This is a genomic window from Arcicella aquatica (assembly GCF_034928825.1).
Classification (GTDB): domain Bacteria; phylum Bacteroidota; class Bacteroidia; order Cytophagales; family Spirosomataceae; genus Arcicella; species Arcicella aquatica.
Genome location: NZ_JAYFUL010000036.1, coordinates 13,910 through 37,716, shown reverse-complemented (window position 1 = coordinate 37,716; position 23,807 = coordinate 13,910). Strand labels below are relative to the sequence as shown.

At 35.0% G+C, this 23,807-nt stretch carries 18 protein-coding genes; 12 read left to right on the top strand and 6 right to left on the bottom strand.

Annotation, left to right across the window (positions count from 1 at the left end; translation table 11 throughout):
• On the bottom strand, nucleotides 1-2,460 hold the full coding sequence (locus VB264_RS18270; protein ID WP_323251636.1) for an OmpA family protein: 2,460 nt from the start codon (nucleotides 2,458-2,460) through the stop codon (nucleotides 1-3).
• Nucleotides 2,461-2,749: 289 nt separating this feature from the next.
• On the opposite strand from VB264_RS18270, the gene VB264_RS18265 reads away from it, so the two are divergent.
• The 7 genes from VB264_RS18265 (at nucleotide 2,750) to VB264_RS18235 (ending at nucleotide 10,628) form a co-directional block, all read left to right on the top strand.
• Nucleotides 2,750-3,322: a ribonuclease HII gene (locus tag VB264_RS18265; protein WP_323251634.1), complete on the top strand. Its 573-nt coding sequence runs from the start codon at nucleotides 2,750-2,752 to the stop codon at nucleotides 3,320-3,322.
• Between the two features lie 104 nt (nucleotides 3,323-3,426).
• Nucleotides 3,427-4,911: a GH3 auxin-responsive promoter family protein gene (locus VB264_RS18260; protein WP_323251632.1), complete on the top strand. Its 1,485-nt coding sequence runs from the start codon at nucleotides 3,427-3,429 to the stop codon at nucleotides 4,909-4,911.
• A 343-nt stretch (nucleotides 4,912-5,254) separates the two neighbouring features.
• On the top strand, nucleotides 5,255-6,451 hold the full coding sequence (uxuA, locus tag VB264_RS18255; RefSeq protein ID WP_323251630.1) for a mannonate dehydratase: 1,197 nt from the start codon (nucleotides 5,255-5,257) through the stop codon (nucleotides 6,449-6,451).
• A gap of 162 nt (nucleotides 6,452-6,613) precedes the next feature.
• On the top strand, nucleotides 6,614-7,036 hold the full coding sequence (gene rpsL / locus VB264_RS18250) for a 30S ribosomal protein S12 (protein WP_184130862.1): 423 nt from the start codon (nucleotides 6,614-6,616) through the stop codon (nucleotides 7,034-7,036).
• A gap of 141 nt (nucleotides 7,037-7,177) precedes the next feature.
• Nucleotides 7,178-7,648, top strand: coding sequence for a 30S ribosomal protein S7 (rpsG, locus tag VB264_RS18245; RefSeq protein WP_309921729.1), 471 nt, complete (start codon nucleotides 7,178-7,180; stop codon nucleotides 7,646-7,648).
• Nucleotides 7,649-7,899: 251 nt separating this feature from the next.
• Nucleotides 7,900-10,209: a tetratricopeptide repeat protein gene (locus VB264_RS18240; protein ID WP_323251627.1), complete on the top strand. Its 2,310-nt coding sequence runs from the start codon at nucleotides 7,900-7,902 to the stop codon at nucleotides 10,207-10,209.
• An 11-nt stretch (nucleotides 10,210-10,220) separates the two neighbouring features.
• Nucleotides 10,221-10,628, top strand: coding sequence for a hypothetical protein (locus VB264_RS18235; RefSeq protein WP_323251625.1), 408 nt, complete (start codon nucleotides 10,221-10,223; stop codon nucleotides 10,626-10,628).
• A gap of 174 nt (nucleotides 10,629-10,802) precedes the next feature.
• On the opposite strand, the gene pbpC is transcribed toward VB264_RS18235, so the two are convergent.
• Nucleotides 10,803-13,130, bottom strand: coding sequence for a penicillin-binding protein 1C (pbpC, locus tag VB264_RS18230; RefSeq protein WP_323251623.1), 2,328 nt, complete (start codon nucleotides 13,128-13,130; stop codon nucleotides 10,803-10,805).
• A 580-nt stretch (nucleotides 13,131-13,710) separates the two neighbouring features.
• Between pbpC and VB264_RS18225 the strand changes: the two genes are divergently transcribed.
• From VB264_RS18225 to VB264_RS18210, 4 genes are all read left to right on the top strand, one after another.
• Nucleotides 13,711-14,718 (top strand): hypothetical protein, encoded by a 1,008-nt coding sequence (locus VB264_RS18225; protein ID WP_323251622.1) that lies wholly within the window; start codon nucleotides 13,711-13,713, stop codon nucleotides 14,716-14,718.
• A 259-nt stretch (nucleotides 14,719-14,977) separates the two neighbouring features.
• The gene (locus VB264_RS18220) at nucleotides 14,978-15,712 is read left to right on the top strand and encodes a tetratricopeptide repeat protein (protein ID WP_323251620.1); all 735 of its coding nucleotides are present in this window, start codon (nucleotides 14,978-14,980) and stop codon (nucleotides 15,710-15,712) included.
• Nucleotides 15,713-16,046: 334 nt separating this feature from the next.
• The gene (locus VB264_RS18215; protein ID WP_323251618.1) at nucleotides 16,047-16,658 is read left to right on the top strand and encodes a hypothetical protein; all 612 of its coding nucleotides are present in this window, start codon (nucleotides 16,047-16,049) and stop codon (nucleotides 16,656-16,658) included.
• A gap of 86 nt (nucleotides 16,659-16,744) precedes the next feature.
• Nucleotides 16,745-17,662 (top strand): hypothetical protein, encoded by a 918-nt coding sequence (locus VB264_RS18210; RefSeq protein WP_323251616.1) that lies wholly within the window; start codon nucleotides 16,745-16,747, stop codon nucleotides 17,660-17,662.
• Here VB264_RS18210 and VB264_RS18205 read toward each other — a convergent pair.
• The 4 genes from VB264_RS18205 to VB264_RS18190 form a co-directional block, all read right to left on the bottom strand.
• Nucleotides 17,637-18,251, bottom strand: a complete 615-nt coding sequence (locus tag VB264_RS18205; RefSeq protein WP_323251614.1) for a 2OG-Fe(II) oxygenase — start codon at nucleotides 18,249-18,251, stop codon at nucleotides 17,637-17,639. The two genes, VB264_RS18210 and VB264_RS18205, sit on opposite strands and share 26 nt — an antisense overlap.
• Nucleotides 18,252-18,344: 93 nt before the next feature.
• Nucleotides 18,345-19,256 (bottom strand): TraB/GumN family protein, encoded by a 912-nt coding sequence (locus VB264_RS18200; RefSeq protein WP_323251612.1) that lies wholly within the window; start codon nucleotides 19,254-19,256, stop codon nucleotides 18,345-18,347.
• A gap of 88 nt (nucleotides 19,257-19,344) precedes the next feature.
• Nucleotides 19,345-21,501, bottom strand: coding sequence for a 3-hydroxyacyl-CoA dehydrogenase NAD-binding domain-containing protein (locus VB264_RS18195; RefSeq protein ID WP_323251610.1), 2,157 nt, complete (start codon nucleotides 21,499-21,501; stop codon nucleotides 19,345-19,347).
• A 237-nt stretch (nucleotides 21,502-21,738) separates the two neighbouring features.
• Nucleotides 21,739-22,944 (bottom strand): acetyl-CoA C-acetyltransferase, encoded by a 1,206-nt coding sequence (locus tag VB264_RS18190; RefSeq protein ID WP_323251608.1) that lies wholly within the window; start codon nucleotides 22,942-22,944, stop codon nucleotides 21,739-21,741.
• 181 nt (nucleotides 22,945-23,125) lie between these two features.
• Here VB264_RS18190 and VB264_RS18185 point away from each other — a divergent pair, with 181 nt between their 5' ends.
• Complete coding sequence (locus VB264_RS18185; protein WP_323251606.1) at nucleotides 23,126-23,503, top strand: hypothetical protein; 378 nt, start codon at nucleotides 23,126-23,128, stop codon at nucleotides 23,501-23,503.
• Nucleotides 23,504-23,807 lie beyond the last annotated feature (304 nt).

The window sequence follows — 23,807 nt, the reverse complement described above, 5'->3', positions numbered from 1 at the left end:
TTACTTAATTTTAATAATTTTTACCGTTGTTCTGCGGTTTTGTTGATGTTCAATTTCCGTACAACTTACGCCATTTGTACAACTATTTACTAGCTCGCTTTCGCCATAGCCTTTTGCTAAAACTCTACTCCGACTAATTCCCTTGCTAATAATATAATCAACGGCAGTTTGGGCTCTTCTGGATGATAAATTCAAATTATCTTGTGTCTCTCCACGGCTATCTGTGTGCGACCCTATTTCTATCACCATTGTCAGATTTTTTTGGAGCATAGCCACTAATTTATTCAATTCTTTCAAGGCGTCGGCTCTTAAAGTAGCACTACCAGAATTGTAATAAATATTGTTCATCGTAATCAAATCACCTTCTTTAAAAGTTTCTAAATCTTGAGAAATTACTTTAGGATTCGTCTTTTTCTCCCTTTTTATTTTATTAACATGCTTGCTACAACCATTTTTTGATATTTCTATCGTGTAGTCACAGTCTTCGTTGATGTAAAAAGTATAACTGCCGTCTGGGCCAGTAATAGCTTGTTGAGTCGTATTGTCGCAAGCATTCATAAAAGAAACCAATACGCCCTCCATTGGTTTTTTATCAATCTCGTTCCTCACAAAACCAGTAATGGCTAATTTTTCCTTTAGATTAGATGGTTTTTTAGATTTATTACTTACTAATTTACTATTGCTTAATGGCGAAATCTGCAAATCAAGCTTTACGGGCTTTATACTAATGAGAGGTACTTCTAGTTTTGAGACTACATCATCTATTTCACCTTTTGTTGAATAGCCAATATTATTAACGACATAAGATTCTTTTTCGATTGTTATGGCATAGTCAGTATCTTGGCTAGTACAAAAACTTATATAGCCTTCTGCATCTGTCTTCAAGGTTTCTAATAAGTGGCCAGAAGACGATATTTTAACAACAACATTATTGATTGGCATTTTTGTCTCTGCATCGAAGACAACCACATTCATTTTTCTACAATCCGTTAAGCTATTATCTATCGAAAAGCGATAAATGTCACCATCTTCTCCTAGTTTTCTATTCGAAGTGAAGTAGCCAATTTGTCTATTTTTATCCGTGATAATTCCAAAATCATCAAAAGGAGAATTGAAAGGTTTGCCTAGGTTGGTGGGTTTTGTGAAAATACCCTCCTCATTTTTTTCGGCAAAGAAAATGTCCAAATCTCCTTCACCGCCTTGGCCATTTGAAGAAAAATACAAATTCCCATTTTCGTCAAGAAAAGGGAATACATCAGCACCTTTAGAGTTAATATTTTTGCCTAAGTTTTTAGGACTTCCCCATTTGCCATTCTGAAATTCGACCGACCAAATATCCATCCCTCCAAAACCACCGAGGCGGTCTGACGCAAAATATAGCGTTTTTTCATCTTTAGACAAAGTCGGATGGGCTGTCGAGAATTCATTATCGTTAAAAGGCAATTCTATAAGCTCTGTCCATTTACCACCTATATTTTCAGCAATATAAAGTTTGAGTTTGTTGATGTTATCTTCATTTAAACCTTTTGCAGTGCCTACTGAACTGTTACGAGTAAGGATGATTTTAGTAAAGTCTTTATTAAATGTGGCGGGCCCCTCCTGAAATTTTGAATTGATGGTTTTGCCAAATCTGTCAGAATAGTATGTTTGTTCTTGAAAGCTTTCTTCCTCTTCTGTAAAATAATTTAAAGTCTTAGAATCATTAGAGGTCCTTCTTGAAGAATAATCGTCACTTAATGGTTTTGTATTCTTTGAGGTGTTTTTTTTCTTTTTTTTGTCAGTACTAGCTTCCTCTAACTGCTGTATTTTATTCAAATTCTTGGGAAAATATAAATCCAGCAAGCTACCTTTATCATTCATTAATTTGATGGCAGATTCTTTTTGCGAACAAAAAACTATCCCATCTTTGTAATAGATTGGACTGAATTCTGGGGCTGATGTATTGAAATCAAGGTATTCTATTTTGTAAGTATTACGATTAGGGAAAATACTGACTGGTTTATCAAGGCTTTTAGCAGTAGGATTTTGTGGTGAAAAAGCAGTTTGGCTTTTTGTGTTTTGTATTGTTTCAGATAAGGTAAAATATTCTTGTGCCTCCTGATAATTGCCATTATTTGCTAACACCTGAGCAAAATTTATATGAGCTTTGGCATCATTGTTAATAAGCGTAGGGAAATCAGTAAAAGCTTGGCGATAAATTTTTTCAGCAGTGATTTCTTCTTTGTTTTGTTTATAACTGTAAGCCAATTTCAGTAATACTGAAAGTTGGTCTTTAGGTGTAAGAGAAGAAAAATCATTTTTTAAAACCTGATTAAATGCACAGATTGCTTTAGCATATTCTTGTAAATCATAGCAGCGAATAGCATTATTGAGAGCACTATTAAAATGCTGGGCAGTCAAATAAAAATTTGACATAACAACAAAAAGCAATGAAAGTCCACTTTTTTTGAGCTGTAGCATTTTTTTGTAGTAAGGCCTGTATCTAAAAATAATAAATAATTCCAGAATTTTGGATAAAAGCAATAATATGGTTTTAAAATATTAGGTTGTTTGGTTGCATTTTATATTAAAAAAACCACATAAATCATGCCAAAATGACAATGAAAACTACAAATAGTTATCATTTGTTAATCATGCTATTAATTATTTCAAAAAAATAATAGTATGATTATTAGAAGTTTACTTTTTTCTGGAAATAATAGCCCCAATAGTGAAATAATAAAGGATTCCTAAACTTGAAATATAGAAAATGTTAAAAAGTTATTACAACGAAAATCTTATCGAGGCTGGTTTAGATGAGGCTGGCAGAGGGTGTTTAGCAGGGCCAGTAGTGGCGGCAGCGGTAATTTTACCGAAGTACTATACGCACTCGTTATTAAACGATTCTAAACAACTTAGTAAAAGTCAAAGAGAAACTCTTAGGAAAGATATTTTACAAGATGCCATCGCATGGGAAATTGCGGAGGTTTCTAACCAAGAGATAGATGAAATAAATATTCTGAAAGCTAGTATGAAAGCGATGCATTTGGCTACGGATAAATTAATTATCCGACCAGAACATTTATTGATAGATGGCAATCGTTTTCCGATTTATCCTTTAATTCCGCATACTTGTATTATAAAAGGAGATGCCAAGTTTTTATCTATCGCAGCGGCTTCTATATTGGCAAAAACTTATAGAGATGATTTAATGGAAAGTTTGGCACTCAGCTTTCCCGTATATGGTTGGGAACATAATGCTGGTTATCCAACACCCAAACACAAAAAAGCGATTAAAGAATTTGGTGTAACGATTCATCATCGTTTAACATTCAGAATGTAAATCATCATTAAATAGTTATTAACTTTACCAGTATTCGAAGTGGCACTTCGATGATATAAAATAGTTAATGCTCGAAGTGCCACTTCGAGTGCAATGCTTACCTTATGGGCTTTCGTTCAATTTTGGCAAAACCCTTTGCCTCATTCGTAGTACAAAACCGCCAAAAGTGGGAAAAACAAGCCGTTGAAACCCAATTGGCTTTGATGAAAAGTTTGGTTTCTGATGCTTCACATACACTTTTTGGGAAAGACCATCGCTTTGCAGCTATTGCTGATTACCAAAGCTTTAAAGATGCTATTCCTGTACAAGATTATGAAAACCTAAAACCTTATATAGAAAAAGTAGTAGCAGGCGAAAGCGATATTCTTTGGAAAGACAAACCACTTTATTTTGCCAAAACATCAGGAACAACCTCTGGTGTAAAATATATTCCTATTTCAAAAGAATCCATTGGTTTTCATATCAATGGAGCAAGAGATGCTTTGTTGAGTTATGTACATGAAACGGGTAATGCTAAATTTCTAGATAAAAATCTCATCTTTTTGTCGGGCTCGCCAGAGATGGTTCAAAAGAACGGTGTTTTCACTGGTCGACTCTCTGGCATTGTGAATCACCATGTACCGGGGTATTTGCGAAGTAATCAATTGCCAAGTTATGAAACCAATTGTATTGAAGATTGGGAAACAAAACTGGAGAAAATTATTGATGAAACCATCGATAAGCCCATGTCGTTGATTTCGGGGATTCCACCGTGGGTGCAAATGTACTTCGACCGTATTCAAGCCAGAACAGGAAAGAAAATAAAAGATGTTTTCCCTGACTTTTCATTGTTTGTATACGGAGGGGTAAATTTTGAACCCTATCGTGCCAAATTGTATGATTCTATCGGTAAGAAAATAGATTCAATAGAAACCTATCCAGCATCCGAAGGTTTTATTGCCTATCAGGATTCACAGTCGGTAGAAGGACTTTTATTATTATTGAACTCAGGTGTATTTTATGAATTTATTCCTGTAGAAGACTATTTCAAGCCTAATCCTAGACGTTTGCATATCGGAGAAGTACAATTAGGCGTAAACTATGCCGTAGTGATGAATACCAATGCAGGACTTTGGGGTTATTCTATTGGCGATACCGTTAAGTTTGTTTCCTTAGACCCTTATAGAATTATCGTATCAGGGCGTATAAAACATTTTATTTCTGCCTTTGGCGAACACGTAATTGGCGAAGAAGTAGAAAAAGCCATGCAATATGCCATGCAACGTCACCCAGAAGTTGAATTAGTAGAATTTACGGTAGCTCCGCAAGTAACACCTCAAGAAGGCGGTTTACCTTATCATGAATGGTTGGTAGAATTTGCTAAAGCACCTCAGGACATAAAAGCTTTTTCACAAGCCATCAATCAGAAATTAGCAGAACTAAATGTGTATTACGATGATTTGATGACGGGTAATATCCTTCAACCCTTAAAAATAAGAGTACTACCCAAAAATGCCTTTATCGATTACATGAAATCAGAAGGAAAATTAGGTGGACAAAATAAAGTGCCAAGATTATCAAACGATAGAGCAATTGCAGATAAGATTTAAATTTTATTAACAATCACAGTTTGCAATATACTAGCGTAAGCATTTTTCTGAAATTCTACTGTTTGAGCGTTAGCGAGTTTAGAATTTCTTGATTTTCTTTTGTTACTTTTCTTGTATCAAGACAAGAAAAGTAAGGTCTTATATTAAGGAATAGTTTCCTTTACGGAACAAAATAAAATTTTAATACTATCAAACAATTGTTGATAAGATTTAAAATATAATTTATTGAAAATAAAGCATATAACGTATAGCTTACTGCTTATAGCTATTAAAAATGGGTAAAAAAAGTACCTCAATAGCTTTATAAGTAAAAATCTATCAATATAATATTTAACTGAATAAAATGCCTTTAGAACAAACTTTTCGCTGGTTTGGAACAAAAGACCCTGTTCCATTAGCACATATTCGTCAAGCAGGAGCCACTGGTATCGTAACTGCCTTACATCATTTGCCAAATGGCGTAATCTGGACGGTAGAAGAAATCCAAAAACGTAAAGATGAGATTGAAGCTGCGGGATTAACCTTATCAGTGATTGAAAGTGTGCCTGTTCATGAAGACATTAAAAAACGTACAGGGAATTATCGTGAATACATCGACAATTATAAGCAATCGTTAATCAATCTTGGAAAATGTGGTATTGATACGGTTTGCTATAATTTTATGCCCGTGCTAGACTGGACTCGTACGGACTTGGATGCACCCATGCCAGATGGTTCAACAGCATTACGTTTTGATGCAACCGAATTTGCAGCCTTTGAAATTTATATTCTAAAAAGACCTAATGCGGAGGCAAGTTATACTGATGCTCAAGTAGCAAAAGCGAAAGCTTGGTTTGAAAATTCTAGCGAAGCTCAACGTGCAAAATTGGTTAAAAATATCATTGCTGGCTTACCAGGCAGTGAAGAGAGTTTTACCGTGGAAGAGTTTTTGGTAGTATTGGAAGGCTACAAAGAAGTAGGCGATAAAGAATTAAGAGAAAACTTATATGAGTTTTTAAGAGAAATAACACCAGTAGCCGAAGAAGCAGGGATTAATTTAGCCATTCACCCCGATGACCCTCCATATCCTATTTTAGGTTTACCAAGAGTAGTAAGTACAGAAGCCGATGCACAGCAGCTACTTCAAGCTTATGAAAGTCCGAATAATGGGTTGTGTTTCTGTACAGGAAGTTATGGCGTTCGTGAGGACAACGACCTTGTAGGAATGGTTGAAAGAATGGGAGACAGAATCAATTTTGTGCATTTAAGAGCAACTAAGCGTGATGCTGAAGGAAATTTCCATGAAGCAGACCATCTTGCAGGGGATGTAGATATGTATGGTGTAATGAAAGCGTTGGTGACTGAGCAACGTAAAAGGATAGAAGCTGGACGAGAAGATTACCGCTTGCCGTTCCGTCCAGACCACGGTCATAGAATGCTTGATGACCTAAATCCAGAGAAAAGAACGAACCCAGGCTATACAGCCATTGGTCGATTAAGAGGACTAGCGGAGTTAAGAGGATTAGAATTAGGGATTGAGCGAAGTTTAGATGCTAAATAAATTTGCTTAAACCTTTTGTATCTCAGATACTTTGCGTAATTTTGCACCCCTGATTTTGAGGTAATTATACGATATAATTAAGCATTTGAATTTATTCTGTGATTAATAATTGTGTAAGTGTTTCATAATCAGTCATGTGTATCTCTATTAAAACAACACAAAATGCCAACTATACAACAGTTAGTAAGAAATGGCAGGGAGCAAATGACTTGGAAGTCAAAATCTCCTGCTCTTGATTCTTGTCCGCAACGTCGTGGCGTGTGTACAAGGGTTTATACTACTACGCCAAAGAAGCCAAACTCGGCTATGCGTAAAGTAGCCCGTGTACGTTTAACAAACGGCAAAGAAGTAAATGCTTACATTCCAGGTGAAGGTCACAACTTACAAGAACACTCAATCGTATTGATTCGTGGTGGTCGTGTGAAAGATTTACCAGGGGTACGTTACCATATCATCCGTGGTGCTTTAGATACTGCAGGTGTAAATGGTCGTCGTCAACGTCGTTCTAAATATGGTGCTAAACGTCCTAAACCAGGTCAAGTTGTAGCTCCAGTAAAAGGCGGAAAAGGCGGTAAGAAAAAATAATTTGACATTCGTCAATTTGAAAGTTTGAAAATATAGCATTTTCAAATCATCAAATTTTCAAATCATCAAATTACAGAAAACAGTCCAGTATGCTTTAGTTAAGGGCAGAAGATGGGCTAAACTTAAAATCTTAACAATCCAATGAGAAAGTCAAAACCAAAAAAGAGATACGTATTACCTGACCCTAAATTTAGGGATGTAATGGTAACCAAGTTTGTTAATAACTTGATGTACGACGGAAAAAAATCAACAGCATTTACGATTTTTTACGGTGCATTAGACAAAGTAGAAGATAGAACCAAAGAGAAAAACGGTTTAGAGCTATTCAAAAAAGCATTAAACAACGTTATGCCATCGGTAGAGGTAAAAAGCCGTCGTGTAGGTGGTGCTACTTTCCAAGTTCCAACGGAAGTACGTGCAGACCGTAAGTTATCAGTAGGTATGAAATGGTTAATTCTTTATGCTCGTAAGCGTGGAGATAAAACTATGATCGACCGTCTTGCTAACGAAATCATGGCAGCCGCTAAAGGTGAAGGTGCAGCAGTGAAGAAGAAAGACGATACGCACCGTATGGCAGAAGCTAACAAGGCATTCTCTCACTTCAGATTCTAATCAATTATTAACAACAACGAGATACACACAGCACAAAAGCGAAAATCGAAAGGTTTTCGCTTTTGTGTTTTTAGGGGGGAATGTTGCTGAATACTCATGGCATGACTTCCAGTAGTCTGTTTATTATCAAATAATTCCATAGTCATGCCATGAGTAAAAAATAAAGTACTGATACTTATATATTTCTACAAAAAAGCTATATTTAATATACTAATCTTCTTCTATAAAATCACCCTCATTTATTTAGTTCTATGGGAAATTCTATTGATAATAAAGGAAACCATAACAACAATTTACAAGATGTAGATAATTCTAATATTCATATTGGAGATAACTATCATTACCCCAAACCCACACTTCCAAAAGAATTAACCATTCGGATGCCTACGCTTAATTTAAAGGATGTGATTGGACGTGAAGAGGAAATAGAAGAACTACATAGTATGCTTTTTGAAAACAAGCAAGTAGTATTGGTAAATGGTTTGGGTGGCATTGGAAAAACTACTTTAAGCCAAGCCTACTTAACAAAATATGCTGAACAATATCAGCACCTTGCATGGATAAGTGTAAGCGGTTCCTCTTTAGAAAATGATTTTGTTAATGCAGTACTTTTAGACAAAACGTTTAATATTAAAAAAGAAGGTAAAGAATTGGCGGATATTTTCCATGAATTATTAAATGGATTTAAAACCATTGAGGATAAACCCAATTTATTAATCATTGATAATGCCGATGCTACTTTAAGTGATTTTTATGATAGACTTCCTGATCAACTCAATTGGCATTTATTAGTTACATCTCGTGAGAAAATAGAAGGTTTTGAACCCAAAGAAATAGGTTTTCTCAAGCCAGAAAATGCCCTCTTATTATTCCAAACACATTGCCAAAGAATTAATGATATGGAAGCCATAGAAAGGCTTTTAAAAACCATTGATTACCATACTTTAACCATTGAGATTTTAGCCAAAACAGCCCAATTACAGCGTGTCAATATAGAAACCTTACAAAATGCCATTGATAAAGATATTAGGGCAGGCGTTTATATTCAACACAATCAAGGCAAAATAGATAAAGTATATTCGTACCTATCTTCAATTTTTGATTTAAGTAATTTATCAAGCATGGAAGAATGGTTGATAAAACAAATGGCTTGTTTACCTGCTGATTTTCATACTTATGATTTAATAAAAGAACTGATTTGTAAGCCAGAAAGCGAGCAAGAAGAATTTTTATCAGAAACCTTAGAAAGCTTAGTAAACAAAGGGTGGATAATGAAAAATGAAGAAGCTGATAGCTATAAAATGCATATTGTTGTGGTAGCAGTTACCCGTAGGAGGTTAAACATTAAAATAGCAGACATCACTAATTTACTGGATAATGTAACAAATAAATTAACAATAGACCAAACTAAAGATAATCCAATAGATAAGTTTATTTGGGTGCCTTTTGGGGAAACATTGAATACAATTTCCCATCTTGAAACTGAAATGAATATATCAAGGTTACAAAATCGTTTGGCACTAGTACTTCAAGAGTTAGGAGATTATGAAGGGGCTAAAAAGTTATTGGAAAAAGCATTGATTTCAGATGAGAAAAACTTTGGACAAGAACATCCCAAGACAGCAAGCACTTACTCTAATTTGGCAACCGCCCTTCAAGATTTAGGTGATTTTGAGAAAGCTAAAGTTTTATTTGAAAAAGCTTTGAATTTAGATGAGAAAAACTTTGGACAAGCTCATCCTATGATAGGAGTTCGTTACTGTAATTTGGCAACTGTTCTTTACAAATTAGGAGATTATGAAAGGGCTAAAAAAATATTGGAAAAAGCTTTGATATTACATGACAAAAACTTTGAAAAAGAGCATCTCAATACGGTAAAAACATACTCCAATTTAGCAACAGTCCTTCAAGGTTTAGGAGAGTATGAACAAGCTAAAAAATTATTTGAAAAAGTATTGATTTTAATAGAGAAAAACTTTGGTAAAGAGCACCCCAACACAGCAGTTAGTTATTCCAATTTAGCAACCGTCCTTTACAAATTAGCAGATTATGAAGGGTCTAAAAAATTATTGGAAAAAGCTTTGATGTCAGATGAGAAAAACTTTGGACAAGAACATCCCAAGACAGCTATTCGTTATACTAATTTGGGATTAGTCCTTAAAGATTTAAGAGATTATAAAGGAGCTAAAAAGTTATTTGAAAAAGCTTTGATTTTAGCAGAGAAAAACTTAGGACAACAACATCCCACTACAGCAGTTCGATACTCGAATTTGGCATTAGCACTTCAAGGTTTAGGAGAGTATGAACAAGCAAAAAAATTATTGGAAAAAGCCCTGATTTCAGACGAGAAAAACTTTGGAGAATCGCATTATACTACAGCCGTTCGTTACTCTAATTTGGGATTAGTTCTTAAAGATTTAGGGGATTATGAAAAAGCCATAACATTATTAGAAAAATCTTATAATGTATTTTATAATCATTTAGGAGAACAACATCCTAATACTAAAGTAGTAAAGCGTAATTTAGCGTATGTTATACAAGAAAATAAAAAACGAACCTAATTATACAAATCATGGATTCTATTACCACAACTGCTATCGATACCGTAGTAACCTTTCTTACTACAAAACTTAAAGACAATTCTTCTGTAAAAGCATTTCTAGATGATTTTACAGAAGCTACTGTTAATTGGATTCGTCCTATCTTTTTAAAAGAAGATGGTTCTGAAAAGCATGTAATTCAAGAATTAAAGAAAGAGCCAGATAACCTTTCAAAGCAAGAAGCAGTAAAAGCTGTCATAGTTTCTAAAATAGAAGATAATCCAACAGCTGAAAAATGGCTTCAAGAAATGGCAAAAATTATTGCAGAGAAAACAGGCAATACCACAACAACGACTAATACAATGACTGTAACGGGCGATGGGAATTATAGTTTTCAAGGTATTAGTGGAGGAAATATTACGATTCATAAAAATCAGTAGTGTGGGCTTTCAACTCGAAAAGCAATTCACTCATGGCATGACTTCCAATAATCTGTTTATTATCAAAATAATTCCATAGTCATGCCATGACTACAAAATGACTGTCTATATGTGTTTTGTGTGTCACAAACCACGGAATTAGATAATCACTAAACCAGTCATTCACTAACCCACTCAATAAATCACTTTCACATAAATATCAGCATTACGCCCTTTGTCGTCACTGCATGATATTTTGATTTTGCCTGCTTGTGGGGTAAAAAATACCTCCGCATTGGGCGATGCTTTCTGCAATAATTTGTCATTAATATACCAATAAACCGTTTTCACTTCATTGCCTACCTGACAGTTTAACATCAATTTTTGGTTTTCGTTTTTTGCCAAGAAATATTCAGAACCATCTACGGGATAGACAATCTGCGGAGCGTCAGTATTAAATACACGTTCGCATTTGGGGTTATGTGGAGGTATTTTTTCATAAAGAATATGCTTGCTTTCGTACCAACTTAATAGTTCTGGGGCATAATTAGGATATAGTTTTTTGATAGCTCCATCGTCTGGCAAACAGTGTGAACAATAGCTTATTTTTTGGTCGGCACTGATAAAAATATATTTTGCGTGCTGGCATTTGGTCATTTTAGATACACTCGGAATATAATAATCTACAATTTGGTGCGTACAAAATTCATTAGGAACATCGCCACTTTCGGCACATACCTTTCTATAAGCGATATTCTCGGGTGCTTTAAACCATTTAGAAGAAGAATTATAGTCAACAGTATTAAAAATATCAAACAACAAAGGCGTAGCGATATTTGCTCCTGAAAGTTCAGGAACGCCTTCTCCCGAAAAATTACCTATCCAAACACCGATAGTATAATGAGCATTATAGCCAATACTCCAAGCATCTTTTTTGCCAAAAGAAGTTCCCGTTTTCCAAGCGATTTTGGGCATTCTATAGGTATAATCATAATTATTAGGTAAATCGGGACGAGTAATTTGTGAGAGTATCTGCGTAATCAAGTAGCTAGATTCCTTAGAAATAATTTCATTTTTTACCCTAGGCGTTTCTTTTGACTTTAATGAATAGGTAGCTTTCTGAAAATTTCCCTCATTGGCAAAAGCAGAAAATAAATTAGTCAACTCTTCTAAGGTAACCCCACAACCACCCAATACTAGCGATAAACCAAGTTTTGATGAATTCTTTTTCACCGTTTGAAAATCGGATTTCTTTAACTTATCTACCAAAACAGGGGTAGAAATTTCTTTCAGCATTTTTACGGCTGGAATATTTAAGGAATTAGCCAATGCGTATTCAATGGTAATTTTTCCATGAAAAAGTTTGTCGAAATTCTCTGGCTCAAAACCTCCAAAATTTGTAGGTACGTCGTTAATAGCAGTTTTTGGGGTAATGATTCCTTTATCAAAAGCCGTAGCGTATAATAAAGGTTTTAGTGTACTCCCTGGTGAGCGAATGGCTCGAATACCATCTACCTGTCCGCCATCTATGGGGTTATTAAAATCTGCCGAACCGATATAAGCTTCTACCTGATGTGTTTTGTTATTAATCACCATCACGGCAGCATTATGAATATTCATGGCATACAAACGGCTAACATAATTTTGTACAATGTTCTCAATCGTCAATTGTTTATGCCGTACCAATACTGTTTTGATAATTGACTGCGTAGGGTTTTCTTGTTTAAGTCTTAAGGATAGATGCGGTGCTAAATGTGGTGCTTCATGACGAGTGACATTCAGTGGTTCGTTGATGGCATCTTCAATATCTTGTTTATTAAATAATGCAGCATCTTTAAAATTCTGTAACCAACGATTTCTTTCTTGAAGAATAAAGGCATTATTAGTGCCGAGTCGCAAGCTTGAAGGACGATTTGGGATAATCGTCAGGGCTGTTACTTCTGCTAAACTCAACACATTGGGCGATTTTTGAAAATATAATATTGATGCCGATTTTAATCCTTCTATATTGGAACCATAAGGTACAAGATTGATATAAAACTGTAGGATTTCGTCTTTTGAATAATGGAATTCTAATTGTATAGCTCTAAAGATTTCAATAAATTTATTGAAGTATGTTCTTTTTTGCGGATGCAATAAGCGTACTACTTGCATTGTAATAGTACTTGCGCCTGATGTTCGTCTGCCTGTAAAGATATTCCGAGCACCAGCACGCATTACTGCGAAAGGATTTACGCCGAAATGCCAGCGAAACCAACGGTCTTCTTTAAAAACAATGGCTTTTTCGAGTGTTGGTGTTATTTCCGTCAACTCGGTTTCCATGCGCCATTTATCGGTTTTATTTAAAAAAGCATGCAATAATTTCCCATCCGAATCGGTAATAAGGGTAGAATAGTTGGGGTTAATTTTGAAAGGAAAAAAAAGATCTAACAAAATAAACAGCATAAAAAGGGTAGCGATTCCTTTAAAGAACTTAGTTTTGATGATTCGTTGAAAGGCTTTTTTAATTTTTTGCTTGAACATTTAGCGTAAAGAGATTTTTGTAAAGATATGGATTCGGTCTGTATTCGTTAATGTATTACCCAACAATTTTATTGTTCTGAACTTCATCCTTAAATTTTACAAAATCAGTGGTTTGTTTTACCACATAACCAAATTGAAATTGGATGGTTTGTGGGTTTAAATATCTTTGTTGGACACTAGACGATAGACTATAAAACTTAAGGACTAAAAGACTAGAGGACTTTTAGACACAAGATATTAGACTCTGAGGACTGGAGGACTTTAGGACTAAAAGACTGGAGGACTTTTTTAGACACAAGATATTAGACTCTGAGGACTGGAGGACTTTAGGACTAAAAGAGTGGAGGACTTTTAGACATAAGATATTAGACTATAGGCTTTATAATTTGTGCATGGTATGATTTTATTACTAAAAAAATCTCCTGAATCAGCGTGTCGAATCAGCGTAAATCAGCGGGTAATTTTTATAAAGACGAAAAACCTATAACTAAAATCCGAAAGCTGACAGCCGATGACCGATAGCCTATTGCTTACAGCAAAAAAACAACCAAAACATTTTTTAACTAAAACCTCAAGAACAATGCAAAGATTAACTGTAGCGGGACGATTATTGATTGCCGCCATTATTGTAGGAGCAATTTATTATGGTTTTACAAAATTCGGGGGACAAGATGCCCTGAAAAAATTAGCACCAGAAACAACAGCTTCGGCTAGTAATACTGCTGATTCGAATAGCTCTTCTTCTTCTGAAGAAAATAGTTCTTCGGCTACTGAAGGAGAGAAGACAAGCTTTGATTATACTCCTCCTGGACCAATCGCAGGTAAATTAAAGGGTGTAGTTGAGCTAGGAGCTAGTGGTTTTAACTCGTTTATTATCAGAATAGATGCTGATAAACGTTGGAAGCTTGAAAAAGCTGATTTTGGCAATAGCTTGGTAATAGAAAATATGGCAAGTGATGATGATATCAGAGCGGGCTTGAAAAAATATATCGGAGGAATGCTTGATTATGGTGTAAGTGGAAAAGATATTCACTTTGTGGTGAGTTCGGGCGCTGTAAAAGCCGAGGGTACTCAGAAGATAATCAAGGTATTGAAATCATTAAAATACTTTGTGAATACCGTAACGCCAGAGCAAGAAGGAATTTTAGGCTTGCAATGTGTTCAGCCTGCTGAATATGCTGATAACTCATTCGTAGCAGATATTGGTTCTGGAAATACTAAAATTTCTTGGAAAGAAAACGGAAAGTTAAAGTCTGAAGAATCGTATGGTGCAAAATATTTTCAGAATGGCGTAGATGATGAAACTGTAGCTAAAGAAGTAAGCGAAAAGTCGAAAAAGATTCCAGAGGCTAATCGTAAAACGTGTTTTATCATTGGTGGTGTACCTTTTGAGTTAGCCAAAAAAGTAAGAAAAGGCAAAGAACGCTATACTGTATTAGATGCTCCTTCGGCTTATCAATTAGACAACGCTAAATCAAAAGCTGGTTTAAATATTTATAAAGCCATTGCTGAAACTACAGGTTGCCAACAATTCGTATTTGACTGGGATGCTAATTTCACGATTGGCTTTTTGTTAGCATTGCCTTAGTTATTAAAAAATTAATATTTAAAGGGGTTGATTCAACGAATCAGCCCTTTTTGTTGTACAATAGTGCTATTTTTATATTCTATTGAACAAAAAAAATCTCAATTCGGTTGAAACTATGTATAAATTTGTGATATTTATAATCCATGACTTAAAAAATACCTCAGAGAAAGTTAAGATAGCTTGATTTTGTAAAGAAGATTTTCGCAGAGCAATAATTATTCTTAAGCATCGTTATAACATTCGTATTGTTACCACCATTATGAAGCAATTAATATATTTATTTATTTTTTCATCGAGCATACAGTCAATAGTTGGGCAAGTGCAACCAATTCCTTTGGCGAGTACTAAAGAAGCCACCAAGAAAGAACTTGCCGTTGATAGCCAAGACGTTAAGTATATCCCTCTTTTTGGTAGTAAAAAGATTGTAGATGAACAAATACTGAAATCAAAAGATTTCTTTACTCAGTGCGAACAAAACTTTAAAAATCGTGCTGAGGCTAGCAAGTTTTTTGCAGAGAGAGGTTGGGAATACCTGAGCGAAGGTTTGTTGGATACTGCCACTTACCGTTTCAATCTCAGTTTTTTACTTGACCCAAACAATGTAGAGGCTTATTGGGGCCTTGGTTCTGTAAGTTATCAAAAAAAGAACTACGAAGAGTCTGCTAAATTACTACGCAAAGGGTTAGTGCTGGCACCTGACAATCCGACTTTGATGATTGATGTCGCTACTGTGCAATTAGCTTGTTTTAAAGACCAAAAGAAATGTAATGACATTGATGATGCATTGCTACTATTGGATAAATCTTTAAAAATAGATTCAACCAATGCCAATGGTTGGCTGAAATATGCCATTGCAGAATTTCAATTAGAACATTACGAGAAGGCTTGGGAATATTTCCATAAATGTAGAACACTCGACATTACCTTTTTGGATATGAATTTCTTACAAGAATTACTTGCCAAAAAAGAAGACCCTATGGGCGTATTTAAGTAGGCATCAAACAATATTTTAAAATTTTTAAAAGCCGCTTCTTTGTAAAAAGGAAGCGGCTTTTTTGTTGTCTATTTACTCATGGCATGAGTCTATCTTTGTTTCGAGTTGGAAACTCGAACTAGCCCCGTGGCTAGTTTCCTAACCAGTCCACAAGAATTTTTTAGATTAGAGAAAAGGAGGACTGGTCGGGAGACCAGCCTTGTGGAAAAAATAATGTGCTTTAAGCTCAGTCAATTTTTATCGGAATATTGCTAACTTGAAAAAACAACGACTACGTATAGTGATGATTAGTCAAATTACACTTAATCGTTTATGAAGTATTCAATAAAATAGCATGAAAATTAATACTGACCCTCAGATTTTTCAAAGAACTAATAGTATTAGTTCAGAAATTGAGAAAGACAATTCTATTTCAGAAAGATTGCTTCTTTTTGAAGGTTTTAGAAGAATATATGAAGTAAATGTTAAAATTAATGATATGCTTCATGAGGAAATATATTCATTAGGTACAATTAACAGACTCATACCTGAAGATGTACTTGAAAACAAAAGTGAAATCATCTATAAAAATGATGAGAATTTTGAGAACAATAAAACTATTATTGGTATGTTTGGTAAGTTAATGGTACACATGTATTTAACTTGGGAGATGTTTAACGAAAATGAATTTGTAAGGGAATTATATCCAATCAATCCATATCATTTTTTCGTAAGAATCTTTGAACGAGGCATAGGAATAAATACAGAACATGGTGGTACATTGAGGATGACTATTTTTAGCGGATTTAGTTTAGGCAAATTGCTATCAAAAGAAAATTACCAAGAAACACCTTATTTAGTATCAACAGATGACGAATATCTAGATAAAATAAATGCCTATTATGCTGAGCATAATGAATTACCACCTTGGCTTGAAGAAGATAATAAAAGAGGATATATACTTTAATATTTTTTGAAAAATAAATTAACCTGTTTCTATTAGTTAGTGAGACAAAGTATAAGACTTTGAGAAGCAGAGGTTAATAAAATAATATGGTTAACTATGAAAAGTTTTATGAGTCAGCAAAAGATTTTTTAATCCTGACTAATCGTGCATCAAAAGAAGATTTTTTACCAGTACAGCATTCTGATATTGTTGAGGTAGAAGAATTTATTGGGAAAAAATTCCCACCATCTTTGTATTTCTTTCAGAAAACCTTTGGTAAAACACTTAAAAAGTTTCCTATAGATTTTCCAGTAAACTTAAAAAGGATTAAGCAGGCTTTTATTGAATCAAAAACTACTTTGAAGGAACTTGAAAACAGTAATTATATCGTTGGAACAGATGGGTTTAAAATAGTAAATGGAGAGGTGGTATTACTAGAAATGATTGATTATAGGTACACTGAGCCTGAAATTGCCAATTTAAGGGAGTTATTTGATGTTAAAGGCATCCTTTTTTTAGATATGGGCACACATATAGCTTTTACTGATACGTCTAAAAATGACCCATCCATCTATTATTTTATCAATAATAGTATAGATGGTTTTACTACTAGGCTACTACCTCTTACTGCCTATTTTCGTGCTGTTTTATTTGGTGAAATAGAGATGAGATTAAGGTGGGATAAAAATATGTACATTGATGATATAGGTGATCCTGCAAAAGACCCATCTAAATACTATGAAAACTATTATAGAGAAATGGAATCAATAGATATTTCTGCATTAGAATGGGCAACTGTTTATGAATATATTTATAGAGAAGGAGGAAATTATAGTCCTCCTTTACCTACCCATGTTTTTACTCAATATAGAAGCAAATTTTACAAACTGAATACCATAGAAGAGCAAAAGAACGGATATGTAATTACTGTGAATGAATTTGAATGGAAATTTATAGATTTCTTAAAACAGCAAGGCTATAATTTACCTAATGTAAAACCTAACAATTTAACAACCACCCCGTAATACTCAGCCTTTTTTTAAAAGTTTCACAAACTTCATGGTCTAGTTTTTCACTTTCAAAACAGACTAATCTGCCAGCTAATGGAGCAATGCTGATGATTTTTTCCTGATTATTTTCTTGGGTATAAATCAATAGATTTCCTCCATTTTCAGGAAGCCAATCGATGTTTAAATAGTAGATTACTGACAGAATTCTTCCCTTCTGGGCTTGAAAGGTATCTCGGTGTCGACGGTAGAATTTCCCGATGTCATATTTGGCAAAATGAATTTCGGAGTCGATAATACCTAAATAACAAGTTTGGTTAAGGTAATCGATAAAAGCTTGATTTTTATCTAAGAGTATTCTTTCTGATAGGTCAACAGAATTACTTTCTAACCAAAGTATTTTGTCGCCTCTTATGGCTGTGGCTGTATGTACTTCACTTTGTTTGCCAATGCCTGCTTCTTTAAAATTACCAGCATCAAACCTAGTCTCAAATCTTGTTGATAGACTTTTAACTTCTTCCAGACTTAAAAAATCATCGCAAACACCGTAACCATTGGCTAATATTCCTTCTATTAGGCCTTCAAACTTTTCTTCTTGGGTGAGCATCCCACTATAAAAAATCCCTTGTAAATCTTGCCGACTTACAAGGGATTTGGGGATTTGTGTAAAGGTAGGAAAAGTAAAATGATAATTTTAAAATTAATATTTTTTGTCCCAACTCATTTTCAAAGGTCTTACTGTATAACCTTGTTCTTTTAATGAATTAATAATGCCATTATTGCCACCTAAATGAGCAACATCGACTACAAAAAAACTTGGTTTTTCTTCCATAATCGAAGGCATAATACCTAACCAAATTTTGATTCTTTCGCTTATGATAGAACCTTCAAAATCGTTCATACTAGGGTATTTATTTGAAATCTCTTTAATTTTATCAATATCCATTTTATAATATGAATCAATCAGTTGATTATCATCTCTATTAGGAAAAGTTTTGTTGAGTTTGTCTTTTCTAATCATTTGAAGTAGAACATCTGCATTTTTTTGATAGTGTCGTTTCCATTTGAAAAAATCTCGCTCAGGAATACTATCCAGTTCTGTTACTTGGTTGACATTTAATGGTAAATAATATGACTCTTTATATAGTTTAGCAATCTTATAGTGATAGAATGTTTTCTTTTTGCAACTTCCTTTTTTCCCTTTTTGAGTGGCTTTAAACATCAATTCCATTGGAGAAAGTCTTTTTTGTCTATTAACATTGATTTTATATTCTTCCTCAAAATATTCAGATACCTCTTTATAGTCTTCTTCTGAATATAAGTCATCTAAAGAATAACCATAATGCATTTTCTTTGATCCTTTACGTTTGAATGACTGCATAAAAACGCTAAGGTTTAGGTCAAATAATACCCTGCTAGTGACTTTGGTTATATTTTCTATTTCTATGTCCCACTTGAGATTTTGTTTACACATTTCATGTACACTACCGAAAATATAGGAGGGCTTTTCTAAACCATTGTCTTCAACTATCCAGAGAACAGACTGAGAATAAGAGCTTGCGGAGCAAAAAAGTAATATAATGAAAGCTAGGTGTTTGTAAAGTAGAGCCATTGTTTTGTATTGAAAGTTCATAGAAACAGGAAAGGCAAGCCGAGAGCGACTTACCTTTCAAAAATACTGAATAAAATTTTAAATCTTATCATTCATAAAACCCAATTCCATCTTCTGCCATTTTACGAAGTTTATCAGTAGGTCTGAATCGTTCTCCATAAGTATCTGCCAGACGGTCGGCTTCTGAAACAAAGGTTTTAATGCCTACAGTATCTACAAATGATAATGTACCGCCCAGATAAGCAGGAAATCCCCAAGCAAAGATTGAACCTATGTCAGCATCCAGATTTTTACGGATAACTCCCTCTTCCACACATTTTACCGTTTCTAATGCCTGACGATATAATAATCTTTTCTTGATTTCTTCTACATCAATTGCTTCTTCTTTGATAGGGAATAGTTCAGACAAGCCACCCCAAAGATATTTTTTACCATTTTCAGGGTACTCATAAAATCCTGCTTTGGCTTTTTTACCCACACGACCCATTTCAGTAAATTGTTTGCTGACTAAATAGGCAGTATCGGTTGCTTGCAAAATGCCTTTTGCTACAGCTTCTTGAGAAATCTTGTAGGCTAAATCCAATGCCACTTCGTCAGATACTGCCAATGGCCCAACTGGCATGCCCATTTGTTTGGCTATGTTTTCGATAACAACAGGGTTTACACCATCTTTTAACAATTCTATACCTTCGGAGGTATAAGTAAAGAAAACCCTTGAAGTATAAAACCCTTGAGAATCATTCACGACAATAGGCGTTTTACGAATCTTCTTAACAAAATCCATGGCTACAGCCAATGCATAGTCGGACGTAGCTTTCCCCATGATGATTTCAACCAATTGCATTTTATCAACAGGCGAAAAAAAGTGAATTCCAATAAAATTATCAGGTCGATTTACTGCTTTGGCTAAATCAGAAATAGGTAACGTAGAAGTATTAGACGCAAAAACACCTCCATCGCTCTTTAATAAACCTTCTGCTTTTTTTGAAACGTCTGCCTTCAATTGTGTATTCTCAAAAACCGCTTCTATGATTAAATCTGCTCCTGAGAGGTCAACATAATTATCAGATATTTTTATCAAACTCAGGATATTAGTTGCTTTTATAGCATCCATTTTGCCCTTGATGATGGCCTTTTCAAGAAGGGTTTTAGTATAGTTTTTGCCTTTTTCGGCTACTTCCAGTGAAACGTCTTTCAGCACTACTTGAATTCCTGCCATTGCAGCCACATAGGCAATGCCAGACCCCATCATTCCTGCTCCTATAATACCTAGTCGTTTTACTTCCGTTTTTTCAATGTTCTTTGGACGACTTACACCTTTGTTTGTTTCATTCAGTCCAAAAAACATGGTGCGAATCAGGTTTTTTGCTACCGATGAGTTCGCCACTTTTACAAAATGACGAGCTTCTATCACAAGTCCTCTGTCGATATTTACTAATAGCCCTTCGTACACGCACGACATTATCGCAATGGGCGAAGGATAATTCCCATTGGTTTTGTTCATCGTCATGGCTGTGCCTGCCATCATTAGTTGCGCCCCTTTAGGGCTCAATATATTCCCTCCCGGAATCTTATAGTTTTCTCTGGCTTGTATTTTCCCCGTTTTTCGATTGATTTCATCCCAAGGTTGTAAGGCATTAGGGTTGGCATTAATCCAAGCAAAAGCTTTATCCATCATCTCTTCATGCGAATCTACCAATTCGTTAACCAATCCTAAGGCAAGGGCATCTTTTGGCGATACCTTTTTTCCTTCTAATAAAAGTGGAGCCGCCGCTTCAATACCTATCATTCTTGGTAAACGCTGTGTGCCACCACCTCCCGGTAATAAACCAATGGTTACTTCGGGCAAACCAATTACTGCCTTCGGATTATTAAGTGCTACTCTATAATGACAAGCCAAACAGACTTCATAGCCACCTCCTAAAGCAGTACCATTAATAGCTGCCACAATGGGCTTCCCATTGGTTTCCATTTTCCTGAAAATGGCATTCAAGGATAATGAAAGCTTTAGTAATTCAGCGGGGGCTTTGCCATTATTATGAAGAATCATCCGTAAATCAGCTCCTGCTATAAACTCTGGTCGCTCTGACGTAATGATGATACCTTTTACGGCTGAGTCAGCATAAGCTTTGTCTAGTACCTCTGAAAGAGCAGGAATTGATTCATCATTCAGCACATTCATCGGCTGATTAGCAACATTAATGCTTAAAATAGCAACGTTATGTAAGATATTGTATGAGATCATTTCTTTGTGGACTTTAAGATTTTGAGACTTTAGGACTTTAGGATTTTAAGACTTTAGGATTTTTGATTTTGAGACTTTAGGACTAGAGGATTTTATGACTTTTTAGACTTTAAGACTACTGACTTGATGAGTAGAGGATTTTAATACTTCTACTCCTTTAGTCTTCTAGTCCTACAGTCCTTCAGTCCACCAAATCTTCCAGTCCTCAAGTCTTAAAATCATAAAGTCCTTTAGTCTTTAAGTCCTCTCAATAACAGTTGCAATGCCCATTCCTCCACCTATACATAAACTAGCCAGCCCTACATTTTTGTCTGTTCTTTCCAATTCATCCAAAAGTGTCATTAGGATAATGGCTCCTGTAGCACCAAGTGGATGTCCTAATGCGATTGCTCCACCATTCACATTTACTTTGGAAGGGTCTATGTTTAATACATCCATATAAAGCATCGGGATTGCAGCAAAAGCCTCGTTGACTTCAAATAAATCAATGTCGCTGATATTCATACCATTGCGTTTTAATACTTTTTGTGTTGCAGGAATAGGACCTGTTAGCATGATAGTTGGCTCAGAACCACAAACACCAAAAGCGGTAATTTTTGCCCTCGGTTTAATGCCTAGTTTTTCTCCCATCGCTTTACTGCCAATCAGTATGCCTGCCGAGCCATCTACAATCTGAGATGAATTGCCCGCATGGTGCAAATGTTTGATTTCATTGAGTTCAGGATATTTCATCAAAGCCAGATGGTCTAAGCCCATTTGACCAATCATTTCAAAAGCGGGTTTTAATGTTGAGAGTGAAGCTAAAGAAGTTTGTGGGCGCATGCCTTCATCATAAGTCAATACTTCTTGTCCGATATCATCTTTTACAGCGAACATCGATTTAGCAAAACGGTTATTTTGATGAGCAATACCAGCACGTTTTTGCGATTCTACCGCATAAGCATCTAGTGCTTCGCGAGTATAGCCATATTTAGTAGCAATTAAATCTGCTGAAATACCTTGAGGAACAAATTTATGGTCGGCAATCAATTGAGGATTCATCGTCATCGCCCCACCATCAGAACCCATTGCTACACGAGACATTGATTCAATTCCACCTGCAATGATGAGCTCTTGTTGACCAGACATAATATAAGCCGCCGTCATGTTCACAGCCTCTAGGCCTGAGGAACAAAAGCGATTGATTTGTACACCAGCTACTCGTTGGTCATAACCAGCAGCCAATACCGCCGTACGGGCAATGTCAGCCCCTTGTTCGCCAATAGGGGTAACACAGCCCAGAATAACATCATCTACCAATGTAGTATCTAAATGATTACGCTCTCGGAGTTGTTGCAATACCTGTTGAGCGAGCTGAACAGGCTGAATATCGTGCAATGAACCATCCGATTTCCCTCGTCCACGGGGTGTCCGAACGGCATCATATATATAGGCTACATTCATTTGTGATGATGTTTTAATGATTGTTGTTAAATATTAATACGAATTTAATAAAAACATTATGCTTGCATACCAAATTTGGCACAATTTTTAGATTAAATTTGAAAAAACTATTAACTTAACTAATGTTTATTATTAGTACCTAATTGCTTCATTTTTAACTTAACAAGAAAATTATTCAATCATGAAAAAAACAATTGTTTTCGCAACTCTTTTAACTTTTATCTCAATTTCAACCTTTGCTCTTCAAAAAGAAACTACCGCATCAAATTGCTCAAGTACATGTGTAGCTCAAAGTGATTCTTTGGAATATAAAGATTATTATGGTAGCTATAAAATGGCTGATAATCCTTATGTGCCAAAAATGAAAGTGTACTTTAAAGCTGGCGAATTGTATGGACAAGCGGCAGATTATCCAGAGACTAAGCTAATTAAAAAGAAAGATGATGAATTTGAAGAAGGTAACTTTGGTGCTCAAATTATATTTGTTCGCACGAGCGGATTGATATCAGGAGTGAAAGTAATTGTTCAAGGGCAAGAATTGATAGGAACAAAGGAATAAAAAAACTCCTGTTACTAATCTTTATCTTTGCTTACAAATTAAAGCCGCCACTTTAGTTTGTAATGCATTAAAGATTATCCTTCAGGAGTCTTGAATCTATACTAAAACAGTATAAATATCTCTATAAAAATTAAGTGGGTAAATTGTGATTAGTTATTTACACCACAAATATATGTGTCTATACACGTATTATCAAAGGTTAAGATAATAAAAAGCGTAAATATTCAATTAGTGAGGTATTTTAGAGTTGTCTGAAAAATAATAGAGATGAAAAAACAACCTAAATATTAAATATATAATAAGA